General features: G+C 42.0%; 12 protein-coding genes. 5 read left to right on the forward strand and 7 right to left on the reverse strand.

From position 1 onward, the window contains the following. Positions 1-249 precede the first annotated feature (249 nt). Positions 250-1,860, reverse strand: coding sequence for a GMC oxidoreductase (locus tag FAX86_RS14870; protein WP_144394254.1), 1,611 nt, complete (start codon positions 1,858-1,860; stop codon positions 250-252). Positions 1,861-2,528: 668 nt separating this feature from the next. On the opposite strand from FAX86_RS14870, the gene FAX86_RS14875 reads away from it, so the two are divergent. Continuing rightward, the gene (locus tag FAX86_RS14875; protein WP_144394255.1) at positions 2,529-4,607 is read left to right on the forward strand and encodes an ankyrin repeat domain-containing protein; all 2,079 of its coding nucleotides are present in this window, start codon (positions 2,529-2,531) and stop codon (positions 4,605-4,607) included. A gap of 172 nt (positions 4,608-4,779) precedes the next feature. Here FAX86_RS14875 and FAX86_RS22230 read toward each other — a convergent pair whose 3' ends face one another. Next, complete coding sequence (locus FAX86_RS22230; protein WP_164503602.1) at positions 4,780-4,974, reverse strand: hypothetical protein; 195 nt, start codon at positions 4,972-4,974, stop codon at positions 4,780-4,782. Between the two features lie 263 nt (positions 4,975-5,237). Between FAX86_RS22230 and FAX86_RS14885 the strand changes: the two genes are divergently transcribed. From FAX86_RS14885 to FAX86_RS14895, 3 genes are read left to right on the forward strand one after another with little or no spacing between them, the layout of a single operon-like run. Next, positions 5,238-5,591, forward strand: a complete 354-nt coding sequence (locus FAX86_RS14885; RefSeq protein WP_205859219.1) for a GntR family transcriptional regulator — start codon at positions 5,238-5,240, stop codon at positions 5,589-5,591. Between the two features lies 1 nt (position 5,592). Further along, complete coding sequence (locus FAX86_RS14890; protein WP_144394258.1) at positions 5,593-6,519, forward strand: ABC transporter ATP-binding protein; 927 nt, start codon at positions 5,593-5,595, stop codon at positions 6,517-6,519. Further along, on the forward strand, positions 6,516-8,132 hold the full coding sequence (locus FAX86_RS14895) for a hypothetical protein (RefSeq protein WP_144394259.1): 1,617 nt from the start codon (positions 6,516-6,518) through the stop codon (positions 8,130-8,132). Before FAX86_RS14890 ends, FAX86_RS14895 begins: the two co-directional genes overlap by 4 nt. 87 nt (positions 8,133-8,219) lie before the next feature. On the opposite strand, the gene FAX86_RS14900 is transcribed toward FAX86_RS14895, so the two are convergent. The 4 genes from FAX86_RS14900 to FAX86_RS14915 form a co-directional block, all read right to left on the reverse strand. Then, positions 8,220-10,832 carry an FAD-dependent oxidoreductase gene (locus FAX86_RS14900; protein WP_144394260.1) on the reverse strand — a complete coding sequence of 871 codons (2,613 nt, stop codon included), beginning with the start codon at positions 10,830-10,832 and terminating at the stop codon, positions 8,220-8,222. After that, positions 10,832-11,317: a cyclic nucleotide-binding domain-containing protein gene (locus FAX86_RS14905; protein WP_144394261.1), complete on the reverse strand. Its 486-nt coding sequence runs from the start codon at positions 11,315-11,317 to the stop codon at positions 10,832-10,834. The genes FAX86_RS14900 and FAX86_RS14905 overlap by 1 nt, the downstream gene beginning before the upstream one ends. Before the next feature lie 244 nt (positions 11,318-11,561). Further along, the gene (locus tag FAX86_RS14910) at positions 11,562-12,953 is read right to left on the reverse strand and encodes an ABC transporter substrate-binding protein (RefSeq protein WP_144394262.1); all 1,392 of its coding nucleotides are present in this window, start codon (positions 12,951-12,953) and stop codon (positions 11,562-11,564) included. Positions 12,954-13,206: 253 nt separating this feature from the next. Next, positions 13,207-14,694 carry an ABC transporter substrate-binding protein gene (locus FAX86_RS14915; protein ID WP_164503603.1) on the reverse strand — a complete coding sequence of 496 codons (1,488 nt, stop codon included), beginning with the start codon at positions 14,692-14,694 and terminating at the stop codon, positions 13,207-13,209. A 459-nt stretch (positions 14,695-15,153) separates the two neighbouring features. On the opposite strand from FAX86_RS14915, the gene FAX86_RS14920 reads away from it, so the two are divergent. Then, positions 15,154-16,056, forward strand: coding sequence for a prenyltransferase (locus FAX86_RS14920; protein ID WP_144394264.1), 903 nt, complete (start codon positions 15,154-15,156; stop codon positions 16,054-16,056). A gap of 96 nt (positions 16,057-16,152) precedes the next feature. Here the strand turns inward: FAX86_RS14920 and FAX86_RS14925 are convergent, their stop codons facing one another. Beyond that, positions 16,153-18,399 (reverse strand): putative bifunctional diguanylate cyclase/phosphodiesterase, encoded by a 2,247-nt coding sequence (locus FAX86_RS14925; RefSeq protein WP_144394265.1) that lies wholly within the window; start codon positions 18,397-18,399, stop codon positions 16,153-16,155. Positions 18,400-18,402 lie beyond the last annotated feature (3 nt).

The following is an 18,402-nucleotide window of genomic DNA, read 5'->3' on the forward strand; positions in this document are numbered from 1 at the left end:
GTATACTAAACGATAATAATGATTATTGCCTGCACACTCTTTATCTGTACCAGAAAAATAATAACACGATAAATCATTTATATTTGTTTTCTGATATCTATTAAAAGCTTGACAGTTTAAATTCAAGACACCCAGTGAAACTCAGATAAATGCCGTCGCTCTCAATAATGCAACGGCTCGCAAAGTTTAAATGCGATGGAACGATAAATATGTACTTCTAATGTTGATCTATTTGCAAACTATCGACTCTTAAATAAAATCCGTTTTTAATAAGTGATCGATATTCCGCTCGGCAATGGCAGCAATGGTAAAACTCGGATTGGTGCAGGCGGAAGATCCTGGCATCATCGAGCCATCGTTAACATACAAGCCAGGATAGTTTTTTACCCGACCGTAAAAATCACAAGCTTTGCCCAGCACACAACCGCCTAGCGGATGATAAATAGAATCGTCTTTGGTCTCGGATCGAAAGTTATCGAGTAATCTCGAATTAAAACCACCATTCACTTCATTCAAACGATCCAGGTTCGCTAACAAGGCTTGATTAACCCGCGCTTGCCCCGGATCAATGCGCGGCCATTCCAATTCGACTTTTCGTCGCCATGCATTATATGTAAAACGCCCGCGAGTCGGAGTAATGCCGACACCGAAATACAACAAACCACGAATATCAATACCTAACGGTAACTGAGGATGCTCGATAAACAGTGGTGTAATGTCGTTATTGTAATCTCTTATACCAATTGAAGGTGGACCACCTTGCCATCGACCGGTCGATTCTAAACCCAGCCGAAGTCCGTATACGTTTCCGTTATTGCCAAAACCCTCGCCCACGTCTTCATTGAGCAGCGGGAGTTTCCCTTTGGCTTTTGCCGCAACCAATAATTCATTCGTGCCCATAGTGCCGGCGGATAAAATTAAATGACGCGTGATTATTTTGCCGGTGGCTTCGGTCGCACCGCGCGTGTTAATAATTTTATAATCCAGAAGATAACGCCCATCCGGTAAGTGCTCGATACTTTCAATTTCATGCAGGGTTTTTACTTCAAGCAGCCCTGTTTGTTCGGCTTCTTTTAAATAGGTATTGTCTAACGTGGCTTTCGCGCCGCTGTTAACACCGTAAACGGCTTCGCCATGAATGCTGGACGGTGCAATATCGCCGCTGATTTCGCGCTCTACCCGATCCCAATAACTGGCCGTTTCAATGGGCTCCCAGTCGATGTTAGCGCGTTCGCAGTGTTCTCGGCATAATCTTACATGTTTAAAATAGTCCGTCGCCTCAATTTCTGGCGGTAAGGTTGATCGGCTAAGCCGTTGCGCAACCTCTTGATAAAATGGCTGCAACTCAGTGAAGCTCACCTCACGCGGAAAGACTTGATTGAATACCGCTTCTTCTGGCTTTTTTAAAATGCCGCCATAAACGATAGAACCCCCGCCGTAAGCTGCGCCACTCAGAATACGAAACCCAGCCATATCGCGACCTTGCAAAACGCCGGTGTAACGGCGAATGGGTAATGGTGGACCAATCGGAATAACGGTTGTGTTACTTAACCAGGTGGATCGGCGATCGGGATACAAATTTTTAGAAAATCGGGAGTCGCCCTGTATCGGTCCGTCCCAACGCCTGCCTTTCTCAACCAGGGTGACCGCTCTTCCCGCTTGAGTTAACCGCATTGCGGAAACCGCACCACCAAATCCACTGCCAATAATCACAATGTCTTTTTCTTCGGTGGGTCGTTCACGGGGAAATAATGCAGCGTGTGTTAGGGGTGTGGCCAAACCAAGCCCGGTAATTCCGCCCATCTTTATTAACTGCCGACGACTTAACTTTGAAAGATCACATTTATTTTTTTTAGTCATTATGATTTCTCCATTATTCGCGATACGTTTAAGTTGACTTACTTGTTATACGTCTTAAAATTTTGGTCTTTCATTATTAATACGTCATTCAAAGTTCTTATAGATATTTATTTTTTATAGCTCTGTAAATTATTGTTGCGCCATCTGTTGATAGAACGACTGCTCACTAAAATGACTTCACGCTAAGATGAAACCTCGCGCTAATTGATACTCATTAAATAATGAGAGGATTAAGAAACGTAGTTTTATTCAACCAATTTGAGAACTGTTTAAGCCTTTTATCGAAAATATTGATTTTTATTATCGATTTAAGCTCATATATTTTTAATCAACACTATAAAAGCAACGCTGACTATTGACTAAAATTTTATAATGACAAGATAAGTGGAAAAAATATTTCTTTATTAAATTATTTCCTAAAAAGTTCAAGCCCTCTCGCTTGCTTTTCATTTTTGGATCTTATCGGAGACATTGTTTTTTTCGATCCCCCATTTAATGACGGTATTTTTCAAATTGGGAACACCCAATAAGATGGCACCGAGCCGCGTCACTTCTGGCAATAACGACGATATTAACTATTAGTAACTTCTCTTATTTTTGGTAACAGAAAACTAAGATCAGCTCTTTAAACCCAACTCTCTCGGAAGAGAGTCCAATTTTGAGATAATATGAAGTACAATAGGGCAATTTTTTCAGCAGTGTGGTATCGGATGAACAAAAGTAAACTCACAATATTGACAGCGACAATCACAGCAATAGGCATTGCTGTCTATTTTTTGATTTTTACTGGCAACAGCAATAACAACGTCTCTAAAACGGTGGATGCAGCGAATAAAAAGCAACCCGTTAGTATTCAATCACTGAAACCCGAAGTTGAAGATTGGGCCAACCGTAAAACGGCTTTCTTGAGTGGCCAGGACTTCAAACGTTGTATGAGCGTTATTCAGAGCGTCAAATCCGCTGCCTCAAACATTCAGGAAGGTCATATCAAACTTTCCGAATCATTCATTAACCAATACCCCATAGAACAACTGGCCTTAGCAATCTATGCTGTCGATCTCCGTCCAACCGACCAACTGGACCTAAAAAAAAGACTGCCGAGTGTACGAGTGGATCACTATCGACAAACTCAGATTGCTAACGACGAAAAAATCGATCTTACACTCCAAAATAATTATATGGGCCGATTTTTAGAAGCTTCCGAAGATGAAAGACAACGCATGAAAGCAAAACATCTTATAACGCCCAGAGACGTTTCTACAATGCTGCGCTCTCACGACCGATATAAAGATGTGTACAAAGGAAGAAGGTCTAAGATTACAAGCATCTATGATACCAACGGCAAAGAGTACAAATACTATTACTTTAACAATGAACAGATAAAGTTAGCCATTGACCATCTGGATAAATTAAACTCTGTGTTTCAAAGCGATATCCCTTACTCGAGAGTCACTTTATTAGAGATTGCTGTAGCCACTTCAAATGCTGAAATGGTCGAGTATTTATTAAATCGGGGAGTGATCCCTGAAAATACTTACACTCGCCCAAACGCTCTAGAAGTGGCATTAATTCAAAGTGATTTTGAGCGATATCCCGAAGAAGTGAAACGCATTGTTCAGTTACTTTCAAAATACAATCTCTCTTATCGAATGACCGATGATACCATGTACAGTCAAATGATTGGTGATTACGGACTATGGGTTGAGGTTGATAAGTTAAAGCCCGAACGAATCGCATTTTTTTCAAAGTTAGGCTTTGACATTACTGAAGTAAAGCCAATTGAATACTTTCAAGAACTGGCCGATGAAAAGATAACACATGATCTGTTGACATTTTATGAGCAGAAAATGTATGCCGCCAGTGATACTTCCAAACCAGAAGTGGAAGATTGTATTGCCTATGTTCAGCAAACCTATCAAAAGCTGTCGTCAAACGATTTAAAAGATGCTTTAGATCACACGTTTAACAGCGCTGAAAAAAAGCTCGAATATTTGCATGAACTAGAGCCTGGGTTGGTCGATGCTTATCGGCACTTAGAAAATAATAAGACGGTCGAACAAGTTGGGTTTGTTATCCATTGGCAAAATAGTACGGCTGCTGACCACTTGATTAAAGGCGAATTCAAACAGTTTGAGGCATTATATAAAAAAGAAACGGACAATATTGACTTTAAGACAGTATTTAATCGCGTTGCTCATGAATCATTAGAAGGCGTGACTTACCTGTTAGATAATGGGTTTGCTCCCGCATCGATTGAATTACACAAAGCGGTCGATTACGACCTTGACGTCATTGACTACTTAGTTGAGCGAGAAGTTCTAACGATTGATCGAGATCCCTTCAATCGAACCCTGGTTTATTACGCCGCACAGCAATGCAACTTAGAATTGATTCAACATTTGGCAGAAAAAAGTGTGCCCTATCACTTGGGTGAATATGGCTCCGATCCGGTGGGTGCCGTTTTAAGAGCCAGTGCGTATCCAGGTAGTTATTGTTCTCGTAACCAGCAAGATGAGGAAAAACCAACAAAAGAATCGGACATTATTAATGCATTAGTCACTGCGTATCAACCTCCGATAAAAGACTATCACTTGCAACGTCTGGGTGAAGTGCAACTGTTAAATTATGACCTCTTTTTGGACATCACGAATAACACGGACGCCTTTAAGTCAGTGTCGCCATCACCTATTTCGGGCTACTACATCGAACCAGGTCAAAAAATGAATGGAGTGCCCATTTGGCGTTAGAATAAGTAATTGCCCAAAGAATTAGTTTTCATTAAAAGAGCGGTTTAAAAAATCTGACTGCAAGACCAGTGACAGCAAACTGAATCGTTTATTGAATGAATTATTCCTTTCTTAAACAGCTTATTTTTGTTAACCAGTTCAGGGCCACTCATCTGCTTTTAGCTTTTAGCTTTTAGCTTTTGACTTTTGGCTTTTGGCTTTTGGCTTTTGGCTTTTGGCTTTTGGCTTTTGGCTTTTGGCTTTTGGCTTTTGGCTTTTGGCTTTTGGCTTTTGGCTTTTGGCTTTTGGCTTTTGGCTTTTGGCTTTTGGCTTTTCGGCTTTTCGGCTTTTCGGCTTTATCAGAAACATCAATTTTCCAATCACCCACATAGTTACCGCATTGTTAAATCGAAGCACCTTCTTAAAGTCAGAGCGAAACAAAGCTCGGGCACTTGCTTAATATTTTATAAAAAATTCAATAGGTTATGGTAACAACCATACGAATCCCTCCTATCACCCTTTCAAACAGAGTCTCATTATCACCACTTAACTGTTGATCTTTTGCTCACAATTGTATTATTGTATTAATACAATAATTACTGAGAGTTAATTACATTGATCATTCATCTGTCTCAACAAGACGGAGTACCGGTGTATTTGCAAATTATCCAGCAGATAAAGCAAATGATCGCCGTTGAACGGCTGTTACCGAATCAGGAGTTACCTCCGATACGCGTGCTCGCCGAGCAATTATTAATTAACCCGAACACGGTCGCCCGCGCGTATCGCGAACTTGAACACGAAGGTTGGGTGTATAAAAAACGAGGGGCTGGCACCTTTGTTTCGGAATCTCACACCACCATGTCGGAAGAGGTTTGTCGAAAACAATTGCAAGAGCGTATTGATGCTCTGCTCGCCGAAGCCGATCACATGAACATTGATGTGGAACAACTGGTGTCCATGTTGCAACAACGCGCCTTAGATAAGGCAAAAGAGGAATCTTAATATGACGTCATCGAACTCAACTACGCAGCTCCCGGTTTCTATCGAGTCGCTGAGTCGTCAATTTGGCAACAAAAACGCATTGAATAATGTGTCGTTAAACATTCAGGCCGGTCAAGTATTTGGCATAGTCGGTGAAAACGGCGCGGGTAAAACGACGTTAATTAAACACTTGCTGGGTTTGTATAAAGCGCAACAAGGCAGCGTAAAAATATTTGGCCTGGATCCGGTTGAGTCGCCCGAGCAAGTCCTATCGCGCATTGGTTATTTGTCGGAAGAACCGGACATGCCCGCCTGGATGACGGTTTCGGAACTGTTAAATTATACAGCGTCGTTTTATCCAAGTTGGGACATGACTTACGCTAATGAATTAATTGACATGTTTGAAGTGTCGCCCAATAAAAAAGTAAAAGATTTATCAAAAGGACAAAAAGCGCGTGTGGGATTGTGTTTGGCGCAAGCGCATCGTCCCGATTTATTACTGTTGGACGAACCGTCTTCGGGGCTTGATCCCAATGTACGAAACGATATTTTAGCGGCCATTATCCGAACCGTGGTTGATGAAGGTCGAACGGTTATTTTTTCTTCTCATTTGTTAGAAGAAGTCGAACGTGTGAGCGATCATTTGTTAATGCTGAGTCATGGTCACGTGCTTTTATCAGACTCGATGGACAACGTACTCACACAACACCATCGCTTTGTTATCAATAAAACGTTTAATGAATTAACAACGCAAAACCTGCCGCCGATTATTCGCTCCGATTCGAATGGTAAAGAATGTGTGATTGATGTATTTGGCGATAAACAAGCCATTGAGGCCGAGCTGGCAGCGCAAGGCAGTAAAGTATTAAGTTATAAATCGATGACCTTGAATGATATTTTTGTCGCGCGCAGTAAGCAACAACACCCAACCGCGGAGACAATGCAATGAACACCCGCATGATAAGATCGTTATTGTGGGAAATTGTTTTTCGCGACAAGTTACGTTTTTTATTGTTGCTTGCTGGCAGTTTGTTAGCCGTAACGGTATTTAATGTCGGTGTTGATTATTTTCCCAATCTCTCAGAATTTACACACTTTTTAATTGGCTTTTATTTTTTAAGTGGCTTGTATTTTGTTTCGGCCTTTAGTTATGCGCAGTTTAACCAACAAACCTTTGAGTCTGAATTTCCGGCACATTTGCACCGGCTGCCCTTATCCACTCGAATGCTGGTTGCTCTGCCATTAATCTCTGGCTGGTTGTTTTTATTCGGTTATTCCGAACTGTGGTTGGCTATTTTACCGACCGACGAAGCCACAGTAACCAATCATTTCAGTCTGTTGTTGGTCTGCGGTATTGCAGTGAGTTGGTTTCAATCGCTCAGTTGGGGATTAAACCGATCGTTTTTAGTCAGTGGTCCCATTTTAGTGACGGTCATTACCTTAACCGTGGTGTGTTTTACCAACACAAAACCCTTTTCCGATACTTTAATACCTTATTCCGTTGCCTACAGTGGACTGATTGTCATATTAATAATCGGCTGTGGTGTTTCTTATCTTGCCGTTAAACAGGCGCGCCAAGGCAGCTCGCTCTCGAAAAAACTGTCGTTTTCTCTGTCGCGATTTTTCGTGCGTACTTTAACTCAGCCACATCAAGATGGCCTGACTGCTCAAGTATGGTACGAATCGCGACTGTTCGGTTGGATGCTACCGGCGTTTGCGACCGCCGCCAGTATTGTCATGCTCGTGCTATTGATCAATGCGACCGATCCACAAAATATTCTTCAAGCGATCATTATGTTGTGTTTCAGTTTAATTTACCTGTCGGGTATTGCCGGCTTTAACTTTGCTCGTTCGCACCCCACTAACGGCGATTTTTCGATGATGTCTTTTTGGGCCACACGACCGCTCTCGAGCGTTAAGTTGGCAAATGCAAAATTATTGATGGCGTTTAAAAGTATTGTTTACTCTCTATCGATTTTTATCGGCTTGATGATATTGTCTTTATTGGCCGCGAGCGAAACGTCGGCCGTAAATCAACTTTGGCAATCCACCATAAACACAATAGGATGGACTGACGCGATTAGTGTGATTGCATTAGCAATAATTCTTGTTAGCTTACTTGCCTGGATTACTTGCAGTTTAGCTATGAGTGTTTCACTGTTAGGCAATAAAAAAATTAATCGAATCATTACGATGATGTTTGTGGTGGTGATGATTGGTGTTTTTGGAATATCCATTCAATGGAATGTCACCACTTGGCTTAAACCGCTCATTTTACAGTTTGGTACAGTATTAATTATTGTGCCGGGTATTTCTGCCATGATCGTTTTGGCTGTTTTGTCGGATCATTTTAAGAGCTTAGCGCCCTTGTCAGTACTCAAGAAACCAGTGTTAAGTATTATTTTCTTATTAAGTGGTTTAATCACTTTTATTCTTGTATTAAATTTACCAACGGCCATGACTTATCTTCTGTTGTTAATCGCCGCAACGCTCACACTTTTGGCGGCACTCCCGCTATTAGCGGCCCCTATCGCACTCGCTAAAAATCGACATGTGGCATAGTTTGCTACTGCAACTTTCAACCTCGGTCAATCACAAAGTTCCCAATGCCATTCTTTGTGATTGAACCGAATATTTAACCTTAAATTCCTATACCCACTCACCTGCTTTTAGTTTATCAATAGTATCGGAGACATTAGTTTTCTCGTTCACCCATTTAATGACCGCTTTTTTTAAATCGGGATAACCCAATAAAATGGCGCCCACAACAATACCCTCACGAATCACTAACTTGCGGTAACGCCCTTCGTCTTCCAACACAATAAGAGTGTCAGTCTCCTGGCCATTAAAGTCGCCCATCGATAACAACTCAACGCCCACCACTTTTAATGCAGTAGGTTGTGGATGATGATGAAACTCATTGTGATCACCTAACGCATTTAAGGCAGCGGTTTTACCTTGCTCAACAGCGACGGTCCATAACCCAGGAATGGCACCCGGTTGATCGGCTAACTCAGCCAGATCGCCGGCAACATAAATATCGTCACTCGCTTGCAGCTGCGCATTAACCACCACGCCGCGATTGGTTTTTAAACCGGCTTTTTCGGCAATGGTGGTATTGGGTGCAATACCGGCGGCGACCAACAAAACATCGCACTTTTCGCTGTCACCATTTTTTAATTGAATGGATTTGATTTTTGATTCGCCAGCTACGCTCGCCACTTCCGCTTGATATTGAATGTGTAAACCCAAACCATCTAAATAACCGTGCAATATTTTTGCTGCGGCGGCATCGAGTTGGCGTTTGAGTAAATGTTCCGATCGTTCTAAAACCGTTACCCGCAAACCAATTTTTAACAGCGCGTAAGCCGCTTCTAACCCCAGTAATCCACCACCGGCGACAACCGCAAATCGCGAATCGTTCGCTTGCACATAATCGCGAATGATCATGGCATCGTCGGCACTGCGTAAACTAAAACAACCGTCGCAACCAAACCCCTCAATGCCGGGAATGTTTGCTTCGCTACCCGCAGTTAAAATTAATTTATCGTATTGCAAAGTTTCGCCCGTGGCTAACTGCACTTGTTTCTTTTCTGTATCGATGGATTTGGCGCGCGTGTTTAACCAGTTTTTGATCATGCGCGTGGTGTACCAATCTTCGGGTAACAACATTAATCCTTGCATGCCACTGCTGGTGTAAATCAATTTTGAAATGGCCATACGATTGTACAACGGATATTTTTCGGAACCGACTAAATCAATTTCCAAAGTTGGATGAAACCGTCGTAAATAATCGGCCGCGGTAACACCGGCAATACCATTACCAATAATCACCACGTGTTTGACGGCATCGTCGACATTGAACTTGGGCACTAAGGTTTGTTGCGACGCCGATGCTGCCGGATCGAGATCGATCGTGACATTACCATTGACCGACGCACTGCACGCCATACGCACCCGTTTAAAATAACCGAGGCGTTCTAAGGTGGATTGTTCTTCGGCACCCTTTTCCGATAAGTTTTCTTCGCCATCAAGAATAGCCACCGGATCGGCACCACAGGCGCCCATGCGACAACCGGAATTTATTTTCTCGCCATTGTTTTCCAGTAAATCGAGTAAGGTTATGCCGGGTTCTGCCACCAATTGCACACCACTGGGTTTCACTTCAACAACGGGATTGTTCGACTGTTGCGATCGCTTGCGCGTTAGTGGGCTGTTGGAACCCACTTTGGCAGTGCTGGAAGCAAACAGTTGCGAGAGAAACGCTTTTTCTTTATCGAAGGTGCGCAATATCCATTGAATAGATAGCACGGCAACAACCGTACGCCCGGACCATACGGCCCATTCCGGAATGGTTATTTCGACCAACTGTTCGACACTGGAAAAAATAATGGGCAAAGCAAACCAGTAAAATAAATTAATACTGATCATCGCGTAAATGGTGGTGATTTTATGCGGTGAGACTTTGATAAAAGTTTCTAAAACCTGGTAGCTACCAATACCAACCAAACAATAAAAACCGAATTGTAAATACAATTCCCACCAGGCCACGTCGGGCGTGTAATCCAAGGTAAAAAACGCCAAGATTAATCCGGGCATGAGTCCGGCAAAAAACTTTCTGTCGGCGCCGTACACCGGATCTTTATCATAAAGATCGGCAAGGTACGCCACTTTAGGATTGAAGTCGTAACAATTACGGGTACAACCGACGCAGGGTTGGCAATGACTGTTGGGAATGAGCACAGCGGGCGTTTGCGCGTACAAACGTTGCACCGGCAACAATGGGCAAAAACTTCCACACCAACCACTTTTACCTTTAAAAATAATGCCGCCAACGAAAGCCAACGACATGGCAATTAAAACTAACAGTGCAACGGCAAAGGCATCGTGATTTAACACAATTTTTCGCAACGGAATGGCAGTGAATAATAAAAGAATGCCAATCACTGTGGCGTAACGGCGTAAGCCTTGTGGTAATTCAAATTCGAAACTAAAACGAAATAGTCGTGGTAATTGATTGGTCGCTGCCAGCGGACATAAGTTGCGCCACAAGCCCGGCATTAACCAAAAGACAATAGGTAACACAGGAACGGCAATCCCCCAAAATAAAACCAGTGCCAGCTCAGGCTGGTACCAACACAAAACAACAAAACCCGCAACGGTTGCAAAACTGCCTAACCGAAAAATATGCCAACACCAGATCGGTAGCCAGCGTTTTTGTTGCATATAGTTGGGAAAGATCACATCGTCCTTGTTGCTCACTAGCGATTCCCCTGTGCTAAGAACTCCGTTGTTTGTCGCAAGCGCAGCGAGACCACTTTGCCTAAATCGAGTAATAGATTGCGCGCTAATGCGGGATGCTTGGCCGACATCACCATAAAGTTGGCGCGATTTAATCGATACAGTTCGCCATCGGTGTTAGCGCGGCAAGTTAACGAGCGTGGTTGCTCATCGAAAAACGATTGTTCACCAATGACCGAACCGGCGGTAATCATGGTTAAACGCTTGAGTGATTTGTTGCGACCGACAGGAATTAACACTTCTAACTCACCTTCGGCAATGAGAAACAAGGAGTCAGCTTCATCACCCGCGACAATCACAAAGTCGCCCGCTTTAAAGCGTTGTGTCGAGGTGAATGACAGTAAGGTGTCCCAGTCTTGTTCGGTAGCGTCTTTCAGCAGAATAAGCCCCTCTTGAGAGGTGACTGTACCATCGTCGGAAAAATCGAAAAAATTGGAAGTGTCCATGTTACTTCTCGCTATGCTGGGTCCTGTGACTGTCTCTATCTTATGCGATCGAAGGAAATAATCAATTCAAAAGAGAGATTCCTTACTTTGAGTCAAGCGATTTGCGACTTCTGTCGTGTTTGATTCTTGGCAGAAGCTATGGGATTCATACCTTGCTTTTAATGGTACTTACTATTTTTAATCATACTTACTGTTTTTAATTATACTTACTGTTTTTAATTATACTTACGGTCTTCAATTATTCTTACTGTTTTTGCAAACACGATGGATTAAGCTTGTTCGCGGCAATAGGATAAATTTTCATATACGCCGATAAGTTTTCACCCTGCTGATTAAAGTGGACCCGACCGCTGTAACCGTTAAATTGAAATTGTTTATGTTTTTTATAAAGCTCTACAATATTGGGAAAGTCTTTATAGTCGATGGGATGTCCATTATCAGCAACGATGGTAACCGCTTCCCTCATGGATAAATCAAACTGTTCAGCTAAGGTCTGCGCCATAGCAAAAATAACCGTGGCATCAAAAATGTAAGCGGCATCGAACATGGAAGTATCAACGTCGAATAATGTCATGATGGTGTCTTTTAATTCCGTCGACAATTCTTTGGGTGATGCAACGTAAGTTAGGATGCATTGAGAAATTGTACCTAGTTGCGCATCGACTAAATATTTGGGCGTCACATTGTCACCCAAAACAATGAGTGGAAAGTCGCCCTGCCAATGTGCTTTAATTTTTTCTAACATTGGGATCACTTGTGCATTTTGCAGTGTGATCACCAATGCCGTTGTACCACTGGCCTGAATGGCTTGGATTTCATCTTTCATATCCATATTGGGCAACAACACTCGATTACTGATGGCCAAAAAATCGATAAGCGCGTCGTTACGCGCCTTGTAATAGTCCAACAAACCATTGCGAATTTCGCGACTGTAAAGCTCGCGGCCGGAAATTATGAAAACCTTTTTATGGCCTTGTTGTTGGTACAAAAAGTCGCCCATAATTTGCACTTGCTGATTATTGTTAGCCACCATTCGCCAAAAGGCATGTTGCCCGCCAATTTCGGTGAGTTTCATGGAGGATGCCGCGTGACTGATAATGGGTATATTTTGAGGTATTGCAACTTTCTTTAATACATCAGCCACACTGTCGGACGTGGCCGGCCCCAATAAAGCCTCGACTTTAAACTCATTGGCCAACCGCTCCGCCAATTGAGCGGATACCGGTGTATTTTCATGATCGTCGGCGCGCAACAACACCAAACGGCGCCCATTGATTCCGCCGTGTTGATTGATAAAACTGGCGGCACTATCGGCCGCGGCCACCACTTCGGATGAATACACTGGAAACTCACTGATGGGAACAATTAATCCGTAATTCACGGTATCTTCAGCCACCTGATTAGTATCGGACTGATAAATTTGATATTTCGAGTAATCTTGATCAAGCGGAATGTTGATCAGCTCTTTAATGCTCAGAGATTTAATGGAAGATTCTTCCGCTGGAAATGTCGTCGTATCTTTTGCGGTTCCATCATTTTCCTGTACCTTACTGTTATCCGCCGCACAGCTCGACAGCAGTACGATAAAAACTGTCCATGGTATAAAATAAATAAATTGCGATATAAAAATCCGCATATTAAAGAGTGCCTCTCTGTTTTTTTAATTTTCGATGGATTATTTTTAAAAACACTCACTATTCCGCATAACTAGATTACTTAACTACATTACATAACGACAATACATAACGACATTACATAACAACAATCGAATACACTTTTACTCGTGTATTAAAAATGTAAACGATTAAAAGGAGAAAGTATAGCTCACTGAGCGGAAGGCATGATTTGATTGATAATGAGAGAAAAATGACCGCAATGAATTGAGTAACTCACTGCGAAAGCTTATTTAAACATGGTGGGTTTTTATCGGTTTCCGCTAGCGGATACAGCTTCATGTAGGCCACTAAATTATCACCCACAGAATTAAAATGAACACGGCCACTGTATCCTTGATACTGGAATTTTTTATGCTTTTTATAGAGCTCAATTAAGTTAGGAAAATCGCTGTATTTGATGGGATAACCGTCGCTGGCAATGGCGTTAACCGCTTCTTTCATCGACAAATTAAATCGTTCTGCCAGTGTTTGCCCCATCGCCAGCAACATGGTCGCATCATAGATATAAGCCGCATCAAATAATGACGTATCAACATCAAACTGCTTCATTATTTTTTCTTGTAACTCGGGCGATAAATGCGTCGTAGAGGCAACATAGGTAAGAATACACTCCGATATCGATCCTAGTTGTGCATCCACCAGATATTTGCGGGTGGCATTATCGCCAATAATAATAAGCGGAAAATCACCGCGCCAATGCTGCTTTATTTTTCTTAATATGGGGATCACTTGATGATTTTGCAGGGTAATTAACAATGCTGTGACACCGCTGGCCTGTATCGCTTTAAATTCATCTTCGAGGTTCATATTAGCAAGAGTTACTAAGTTACTAATGGCCATAAAATCGGTATGAGTATCTTTAATGGGACGATAAAAATCGATCACCCCTTGACGAATTTCTTCACTGTAAATTCCACGGCCGGAAAAAATAAAAACTTTCTTATGCCCTTTTTCCTGGTACATGAACTCGGTCATTAATTTGATTTGCTGTTGATTGTTGGTAACCATGCGCCAAAATGGATGATTCGCCCCCATGTTTACTAATTTCATTGACGATGCCGAATGACTGATCATGGGAATGTTTTTCGGTAGCGCAACTCGCTTTAGTACGTCAGCTACGCTGTCTGACGTTGCGGGACCAATAATCGCTTCAACATTAAATTCTTCAACCAGTCGTTTTGCTAACCGGGCCGACACGGGCGTATTTTCTTGATCATCGGCACGTAATAACACCAAACGACGACCATTAATGCCACCGTGTTGATTAATATATTCAGCGGCCATATCCGCAGCGGCAACGACTTCTGACGAGTAAGCAGGATATTCACTGATGGGCACAATAAACCCATAGTTTACCGTTTTCTTACCCATTTGATTAATGTCCGATTGATATATTTGTGCTTTGTCATAATCAATCGTCAAGGGAATGTTGACGAGCTCTTTAATACTGAGCGATTTGATAGAGGCTTCATCTATACGGGATTCACTCGGGCTTAACGAAGATTGGAAAGCTGACTTGCTTGGTTCACCGGAAGGTTGGAATGATGGCTCCATAACGGAATGATTAAATGCTTGCGCTTCGTTAACTTCTGGATCAACGTCTCTGGCAAAGAGCTGTGAGTGAAACAACATCGTCAAAAAGACAACCACTACCAAGTTTTTGCAAACGCATTTCATTGTTCTAAAACCAATCGTCGGCATATGATCGCTTGCCATCCTATTTCAAATTGAAATGACGTTTAAACAATAGTTACAGAGTTTAGTTTTCAAGCAGACTCCAACGATAAGTATAGTCGATAACCCCGCTGATAATATGACAACCAAAAGCATTGCTGTACGAGATAAATAATTTGCTTTTTTGAATTTCTTGATGAATATTCGGCTTTCTTCTCAATTCTTCAGTATCTCGTATTTGATTTTATTTGAGATATTTGTCGCACAGTGTTTGATTTAAGTCTCATGGGTTTTAAAAGTCAATTAACACAATAGTGAGACTGTCGGACAATGAGAGTCTTGGCATTGGATTCCATTAAGATAATGAAGTCAGTGTCATTCACCAAACATCGGTTGAAGCAAACATCGGTTAACCATTGTGTCTGGAATGAATAAGCAAAATGGCTCGAGTTTTACGAAGTAGTACGTTTTACAAAAGGTAACGTTATGACATTGCGGGTATCTCATTTAAGTAGGGTATTACCCACGTTACGCCCTCCCTTTTTGCTCCTGTCGTTCAGCTGTTTACTGTTGGCCTTTGCGGTTATTTATTCGGAGCAACAAAAATTGTCACCGATATTAACGGTGTTAGTTTTGCTGGGTGGCATTTCAGCCCACATGGCCGTTAATGCACTGAATGAATACTTTGATTATAAAAGTGGACTGGATGCGACAACTGTCAAAACTCCTTTTAGTGGTGGCAGTGGAACACTGAATAATAATCCACAAGACGCTGCGCATGTTTTACAACTCGGTTTAATACTCATGGGAGTGTGTGCCGTAATTGGTCTTATTCTTGTGATTATTCGTGGTTGGTTACTCTTACCCGTTGGCATTGCGGGGCTGACTTTAATCTGGTTTTACACAACGCACATTACCCGCATGCCAATATTATGTTTGATTGCGCCGGGGTTAGCCTTTGGCCCAATCATGATGATGGGCAGCGACTGGGTTCTCAGCGGCACTTTTTCAGTAAATGTTTTTATCACATCATTGATCCCCTTCTTTCTGGTGAACAATTTATTACTGCTCAATCAGTTTCCAGACATTGAAGCCGACAAAGCCGTCGGTCGTAGTCACTTTCCGATAAAATTTGGCACTTTAGCCAGCGCACTAATTTTCTTTTTATTTAACTTATTAGCGTACTTAACACTCGCTATCGCCGTATTACTGAACTTTTTACCGACCGCTGCGTTATGGGGTATGCTCACGGCACTGCTTTCATTTCCCGCTTCCATAATGTTGCTAACTCAGCATTTTAATACCCAGAACCTGCTGTTTCCGATGGCGCTCAATGTGGCATCAAATATACTGACGCCCTTAATTATTGCGGTGGGCGTGATTATTTAAATGCCGTTATTTCGGTAAATCTGATCGGCCAAAATAAACGGTGAGAAGGTCTTAACTATGAGAAGGTCTTATAACCGCTGCGAATGCACTCTTGGTTCAGGAGTTGGACAATTTTTTTGTCCGGCTGGCTTTGTTTTTTATTGGTGCGATTGATTGATAGAGTTGAATTAAATCTTGGCTAGACATTGGCGCATGAAATAAAAAGCCTTGCACATAATCGCAATCCAATTCCTTTAAATAATCCAGTTGAGTTTGTTCTTCAATACCTTCGGCGATCACCTTAATCCCTAATTGATGAGACATTGAAATAACCGACTCAACGATAGTACGACTGTGTTGGTTATCGGGCAATTCGCTAATAAATGAGCGATCGATTTTAAGAATATCGATTGGCAGCTTTTTGAGATAGCTTAAAGATGAAAAGCCCGTTCCAAAATCATCGAGCGCGATGGTAACTCCCAGGTCTTTTAATTCATTCAATTGCTTTTGAATATTTTCGAGATTGTGCAAAAACAAGCTTTCTGTTACTTCGAGTTCAATTTGTTCAGCATCAATACGGTAATTATTTAAAGCGTGTTCGACCTCACTGACCAATTGACCATTTTGAAATTGCTTGGCCGAGACGTTAACAGAAACTTTAGCGTTATAGCCGGCCTTATTGAGTTTTTCTGCTTCTTCGCAGGCGGTTTCAATAACCCAACGGCCAATATCAATAATTAAGCCCGACTCTTCCGCTACAGAGATAAAGTCGGCCGGAGACACGGTTCCGTGTTCTGGATGATGCCATCGAATAAGCGCTTCCATTCGAAATTCACCTTTCGATCCCAAACTGATTTGAGGTTGGTATAATAATCGAAATTCATTTTTTTCCAGCGCTGTTTTTAATCCTTGTTCAATTTGAATTTTATGTTTCACTTTTTGATGCAACTCAGGACTGGTTATACGATATTGATTTCGGCCTAACTCTTTTGCGTGATACATCGCGTAATCGGCATTTTTCACCAAGATATGAGGCTTAATGCCGTGTTTTGGATACATGGCAATCCCCATGCTCAATGTTACATTCATTGTCAAATCATCAAACACGACATCACGAGCAATGTTTTCTTGAATGCGCATTGCAATTTCGGACATCATATATTCATCGTCAACGTTATCGATAATAACGGCAAATTCATCACCGCCTAAGTGAGCAACGAAATCGTCCTTTTTTAAACTCTGTCGTAATCGATTAGCCACCGTCTTTAATAATTGGTCACCCTTTTCTGGACCCAACTCATTATTCACTTGTTTAAAATGATCGATATCGAGGTAAATCAAGCCCAAACAGGTTCCGGTCTTTTTATTTAAAGCAACCAGCTCATTCAATTGATTCCAGAAGTATCGACGATTGGGCAAATGCGTATTGGGATCGAGTTGAATTAATCGCTCTATTTCACGCTCGGATAATTTGATGTTGCTGATGTCATTAGCAATGCACACAAAGTGTTCTAGTGAATCATCATCACTTTTCATGGGCGCGATCATCATTCGCACCCATTTTTTGCGCTGATGATCATCTTCGGTCTCGAACTCACCTTCCCAGTGTTGTCCGGTGGCTAAAATACGACGAATTTCCGGATATTGCTTTTCAGCTTCTTCGCTCCATTTTTTTAACAGCGATTTTTGCGGCGGAGTCTGATCTTTCGAGATCGCATAAATATCGATAAGCGCTTTATTAAATAACTCAACACTCCCATCTTGTTTGCAAATAAGAATTGCGGTTGACTCATCTTGAATGTTGTTTTGTATTTCATCGAATGATTGATTTTTTTGATAGAGATCTTCAATTTGCAAATGCAACTGTCGCTGGTGCAAATACAAGGATGATTCGAGTCGCTCATTCGATAATGCAAGATCACGAGCCCGTTGGAACACTTTACGGCGAATATCAAAATGCTTGGTTTCGTTGACAATTAACAGCAACGAACGTTCGCCACAGCGCATGGCAATCGCTTCGAGATTCAATTCGTTAAGCGGATCGGGCGTTTCGGTCCAGATGCCGGACTTGATTTCATCGTCAGTATTTTTTTGCCAAATCTTTTTTGCATCAAATAAAAAGTTCTCAATGAAGGGAAAAGCTTCTTCCAGATGATAACCATCATTCGCTAATCCACTACCAGCGGCCATTTGCTGGCAGTAAAGATTGTCAAACCAGTCAGGTAACGACGATAATGCACAAAAAACGCCGTTATCGTATTCAAAAATGGCAATATCGAGCCGTAAGAACAGGTTCGAAAGTAAGGCACCTTGCTCTACCAAAGCCAGATTGTGTTTCAATGATTTAATGTTTTCTGCTGCCACAAG

The organism is Pleionea sediminis, assembly GCF_007570825.1.
Classification (GTDB): Bacteria; Pseudomonadota; Gammaproteobacteria; order Enterobacterales; family Kangiellaceae; genus Pleionea; species Pleionea sediminis.

What these genes read in the sequence shown, in the direction of transcription:
- FAX86_RS14895 (WP_144394259.1), top strand. Translation starts at nt 6,516, where the DNA reads ATGAACACCCGCATGATAAGATCGTTATTGTGGGAAATTGTTTTTCGC.
- FAX86_RS14905 (WP_144394261.1), bottom strand. Translation starts at nt 11,317, where the DNA reads ATGGACACTTCCAATTTTTTCGATTTTTCCGACGATGGTACAGTCACC.
- FAX86_RS14915 (WP_164503603.1), bottom strand. Translation starts at nt 14,694, where the DNA reads ATGCCGACGATTGGTTTTAGAACAATGAAATGCGTTTGCAAAAACTTG.
- FAX86_RS14875 (WP_144394255.1), top strand. Translation starts at nt 2,529, where the DNA reads ATGAAGTACAATAGGGCAATTTTTTCAGCAGTGTGGTATCGGATGAAC.
- FAX86_RS14920 (WP_144394264.1), top strand. Translation starts at nt 15,154, where the DNA reads ATGACATTGCGGGTATCTCATTTAAGTAGGGTATTACCCACGTTACGC.
- FAX86_RS14890 (WP_144394258.1), top strand. Translation starts at nt 5,593, where the DNA reads ATGACGTCATCGAACTCAACTACGCAGCTCCCGGTTTCTATCGAGTCG.
- FAX86_RS14870 (WP_144394254.1), bottom strand. Translation starts at nt 1,860, where the DNA reads ATGACTAAAAAAAATAAATGTGATCTTTCAAAGTTAAGTCGTCGGCAG.
- FAX86_RS14910 (WP_144394262.1), bottom strand. Translation starts at nt 12,953, where the DNA reads ATGCGGATTTTTATATCGCAATTTATTTATTTTATACCATGGACAGTT.